Genomic DNA, 4,718 nt, shown 5'->3' on the forward strand with positions numbered 1-4,718 from the left:
TGATTGCGCGCATTGATGATCTTATTGACCAGCAGGGAATGGGAGGGCAGGTCTTTGCCTTGGAAGACGCTCTTATCATCGTCTTCCTGCGGTTCATGGCGCATGGCAATCACGATTTTGTCTTTTGCTTCGATCCCGGCGTAGTCATCGTAGTGGTGCTCCGGCGCGGTAATCCCATAACCGGCAAAGACCACTTCGCCGCTCGCAGTCCCTGACTCGGAAAAGCTGAGTGGAAGGTAGTCCTGGTTTATGGCGATTTTCTCGATGGATCCATTACGACGCGCCTCGAGAGAATTTCGGCCAACGAGTTTGGCGCCCACCGTGACCGGGAACGATTGAAAATAGCTCTTGCGCTCGCCCAGGGGCTCGAGGCCGGCGCGCTGGAACTCACGAGAAATGAATTTTGCGGCTTTGTGGAGCTCTTTGGTTCCGTTGCCGCGGCCTCGCAGAGCCGGGCCGGCGAGAAAATTCACATCCTGTTGCACGCGCTCGGCCCGGATCGGGGGAGGTGTCCCGGCAGGCCGGGACTGGCCCCGGGCGACACCCGCCAAGAAATTCATCCCAGCGAGGCTGTCGAGCACAACGAAGAGGGTTATTAGTCGCGATAGCGAACGGTTCTGAAATCTTGGATCCCTTTTCATGCCGATCATTCTAGATGCTCAGCCGAGATTTGGCCAGAGGGCCGGTACGGACCACGTGGATTTCCAGAGCGATGCCTCGCTCAGGGGAGATCATAGTCTCGGGCTCGGAGGTTTGCCAAAGGCATACGAGACTTGCTGGCTAGCATGTCTGTCGCTGAATACGGCCAGAGCAGCTCATCTGCCGCAGTGGGCGTGCATTTCATCTACTGCCGAAAGGGTTTCTTCAGCCCCTTCCAGAAGTTACTGATTCCACCAACAGAGTTGCGGGAATTCTGTGCGGGTCAAAAACTCAACCTTTTGGCACGATTTTAAGGGCAGCAGGCTGACAGGGTGCAGCAGGTCTTGAAAGCGCGCCGCCTCCGAGATCCTATGTCCCTGCTGCCAAGCCAAGTCAACTCAGGGGGCTCAAGGGCGACGAAATTCCCGCTTATAGCTTTCCCACTCGCGCTTCAAGTCGGCAAGCAAGCGGAGAAATTGCGGATGGTTGTGCAGGGAGGCAAAGTGCGGGTCGTCGCGGAACAGGGGATAGTTGGGCAGGCCGATCCTCGTGGCCTTCCGTAAGACAGAGATAGCCTGCGCGGTTTTTCCGATGACAGCATAGGCGGCCGCAACGGCGTGATAGGCATGATGGGAATAAGTGAAGATGCGCTTTTCACGTAGTGTTCGCTGCGCCGCCTGTTCGACCTTGCGTGGCTCACCCCGTTTGGCCCAGAGCAAAGCTTCCCAGCTCGCCACCAAGGGGTCTTTTGGTGCCAGTTGCGTCGCCACACGAATCTTTTCCTCCGCGCGATCCAAGCGGCCGACGTAGAGAGAAATTCCCGGAAAGAAAATGTTTCCCCAGAGGTGAGAGGGCTCGAGGGTCAGTATGCGGGCAAAGTATTCCTCGGCTTCCTCAAATTCTCCGGCAAACTGCTTGGAATGGCCCATGGAGAAAATCGTCATCGGATCGTCGGGATTGGTGGCCATGGCGACGGCGGCTTTTTCGATGGCTTCCTGGTGCAAGCCCACATGGGAAAAAACGATGCTCGTCCAGAGCCAGGCTTGATGGCAACCTGGATTCAGCCGCACGGCTTGGTCAAACGCGCGCACAGCGGGGCGATGTTGGAATCCTTTGACTGGGGCCCACAGCACGCGCCCGCGGGCACAGAGGGCATTTACATTGGCCGGGTCGAGCGCTAGCGCGCGACGCACCGCCCGCTCGGCTTGGCGAATCCACTTCGGATTCGGGTCAAAGGAAATCGCCATTAACAAGCAGGCTTCGGCGAGCCGCGCCCAAGCATCTGCAAAGCGCGAGTCAAGCTGAGTCGCATTCTCCAGCATCTCGATGGCGGTGCGTGTGTCCCAGCGATTCAGTCGTTGGAGGCGTTCCACTGCGCGCAGGAACAATTGATAGGCGACTGGATTCTTCGTCGGCGGCTCTGCCGGGCCTCCCGCTGTAGGTTTCGTACCGAGCGCCCGCGCCAAGCCATCGGCAATTTTGTCTTGCAGCCCGAAGAGGTTGCTCAGCTCGGAATCGTGCTTGCCGGAAAGTAGCGTTGCGCCGTCGGCGGCGTTCCAGGCCTGCACGTGCACGCGCAGCCGCTGCCCCAGCTTCTGGATGCTGCCGTCCACGACGACCTGGACGTTCAGCTCCCGCGCCGCGAGCAGGGGGTCCATAGGCTGCTTGGCGTAGCGCATTACGGTGCTCGTCGGCCGCACCAGCAGCTCGCTGCTTGCCCCCAACTGATTGATGACGGCGTCCGCCAGCGCCACCGACAGGTACTCGTCCTCGGCGCTCGGGGTCAGCAACTTGAAGGGGAGAACGGCAACCCTCCGTTTGCCGGCGACGACGGTCGGGAGCACCATCCCAAGTTCGAGGTCGCGACTAAGGTTGCTCAAGTCCACCTGCACCTCGCGCGCCGACTGGTAGCGACGCTCCGGCTGCTTCTCAAGTAACTTGTGTACAATCCGCGCCAGTTCGCTGGGCACACCGGAGGCGATTCCACTCAACGGCGTCGGAGTATCGTTCAGAATCTGCGTGACCAAGGCCGTCGTTGTTGGCCCCAGGAACGGACGGCGATTGGCTGCTAGCTCGTAGAGCACCACGCCCAGCGAGAACAGGTCGGCGCGGGTGTCGCCGGCCTCGCCACGCAACTGCTGGGGCGCCATGTAGGCAAGCGTGCCCGCGATTTGTGATTCCGGCAACCAGGAGGCTATGGTGGCCGTGCGGGTGCGGGTGACGGTTTCGGCGGCCACGTGGCGGGCAATGCCGAAATCGAGCAGCTTCAGCCGACCATCCGGCTGCACGACGATGTTTTCCGGCTTGATGTCGCCGTGCACAACTCCTTGCGCGTGAGCAGCCGCTAGTGCCTCGGCCACCTGCGCCCCAAGGCGAACGAGAGTTCGCGGGTCTGGAGGCCCTTCGGAAAGCATCGCCCGCAGCGTCTCCCCGGAAACTACCTCCATGACGATAAAGACTTGCTCCTCCTCTTCACCCACTTCATAGATGGTCGTGATGCTGGGGTGATTAAGCGCCGCTGCCGCGCGGGCTTCGGCCAGAATCCGGGCGCGGCGCTCTGCGTGGCTCGCAATTTCCTTTGGAAGAACCTTGATGGCAACTGTGCGGCGCAGACGGTCGTCCTGGGCGCGATAGACTTCGCCCATCCCACCTTCCCCGATCTTCTCCAGGATGTGATAGTGGCCCAGTGTCTGCCCAATCATGGAAAGAGAACCTGCCGTGGGTGGGCATCTTAGGCCTGCACCGACAGGTATGTCAACGCACGCCGCATATTCGGCTCAAACTCCAGAACTTCCACTTGGGAGCGTGTCGAGACGTTTTCTTTTTCGAGTGTCGTTAGGATCATAAGGTCAGGGCAGGCGCCAACGAAAACGCCAGACGTTGAGGACTCAAAAGTAATACAGTTGTTTCTACTTCGAGGGGGTAGGCGGAGGATCGACCCCGACATCGGTCTGCGTGGGTCCGCCAGCGACCCAGTTGATGTCCCAGGCACCATCAACGGTAATCAGCACCAAACCACCGTCCGGCAGCCAGGCCTGATGAACCATCTTCGCGGGAATGTAGTTGAAGGAGCCTGGCCCAAGTACGTCGCGCTTCCCTTCGCATTCAAAAACCATAGTGCCTGCAAGAATGGTGTGGGTTTCATTCGCGCTGTGCCAGTGAAGGGGGACATGGATTTTTCGCGGGTTGCGGATGAGCAGGTGCGTGGCCTGGGTCTTCGGGTCAACCCGCAAGATGGTTATTTCGGGCGAATCGTTGCCCAGTTCAGGAACAATCTTCGACCATGTGGCCTGCTGATACTTCACAGAAAAGTAGCTAGAGACGGCGGTAGTGACTTGAATGTGCTCGCTCTTAGGTGAACGCGCAGATCCGATCACAGCTAGCGTGAAGACGCTTGCCAAGGCAAGCCCCCTGGCTGACATTCTTGTCATTTTTTGCCTCCCCGAGGGTTGTAAACGCGCCCGCTATAGCTTGGCGCCAGTACCCAGGTCATGTTGGGATTCGAGGCGTCATATTACATCCAACCAGGCAGGTAGTCGATGAAGACCTTGCGGGTCGGTTGCCTCGTATGCCGTAACGGTTAGGTTTTGGGCAGGGTTTCGCGATGTGGTTCGATGCCGAACAGTTGTGCCGACGGGTCTACTTTTCCTTCTGAGTGTCACTGGTAGGAAACACTGATAATGTTCTAGCAGGCCTGCTATGGCCCTATGCGCACCACGTGGATTTCCCGAGCGATGCCTCGCTCCATGGCGATTTGCGTGTGCTCGCACTCGACGACAAACGCCGGCGTTGTCTCGACCAGCCGGATGACTGACCCGGCGGTCAGCCCGTAGGCCGCAAGCCGATCGAGCCGCGCCGGAGACTGGGTGGCGATAAAAGCCACGCGCAAGCGTTCTCCGGGCGAGGCCGCATCCAGTCGCATGATAGGCGCAGGCTCCACCCCGGCGTGCTCCGTCTGCTCGGACCGGTTTCTCGCCCGTAAGCAACATTCGCCCGGGGGAATGGGTTTGTCGTGCGGGCAGGTTTCCGGATGGCCGAGCAGGGTGCAGATGGATTCAGTGACCGTGTCGGCAACCAGA

At 59.6% G+C, this 4,718-nt stretch carries 4 protein-coding genes; all 4 read right to left on the bottom strand.

Translation table 11 applies throughout. From position 1 onward, the window contains the following. On the bottom strand, positions 1–551 hold a 551-nt coding region (locus VIH17_12870; GenBank protein HEY4684123.1), incomplete at its 3' end, for a hypothetical protein. A 495-nt stretch (positions 552–1,046) separates the two neighbouring features. Then, positions 1,047–3,341 (bottom strand): protein kinase, encoded by a 2,295-nt coding sequence (locus tag VIH17_12875; GenBank protein ID HEY4684124.1) that lies wholly within the window; start codon positions 3,339–3,341, stop codon positions 1,047–1,049. Between the two features lie 207 nt (positions 3,342–3,548). Further along, positions 3,549–4,040, bottom strand: a complete 492-nt coding sequence (locus VIH17_12880) for a cupin domain-containing protein (GenBank protein HEY4684125.1) — start codon at positions 4,038–4,040, stop codon at positions 3,549–3,551. A 296-nt stretch (positions 4,041–4,336) separates the two neighbouring features. After that, positions 4,337–4,718: FeoA domain-containing protein (locus VIH17_12885; protein HEY4684126.1), on the bottom strand; the 382-nt coding region annotated here is incomplete at its 5' end.

This window comes from Candidatus Acidiferrales bacterium (assembly GCA_036514995.1).
Taxonomy (GTDB): Bacteria; Acidobacteriota; Terriglobia; order Acidiferrales; family DATBWB01; genus DATBWB01.

Excerpts from the sequence above, each read along its gene's own strand:
- VIH17_12875 (HEY4684124.1), bottom strand. The coding sequence starts at position 3,341 with ATGATTGGGCAGACACTGGGCCACTATCACATCCTGGAGAAGATCGGG.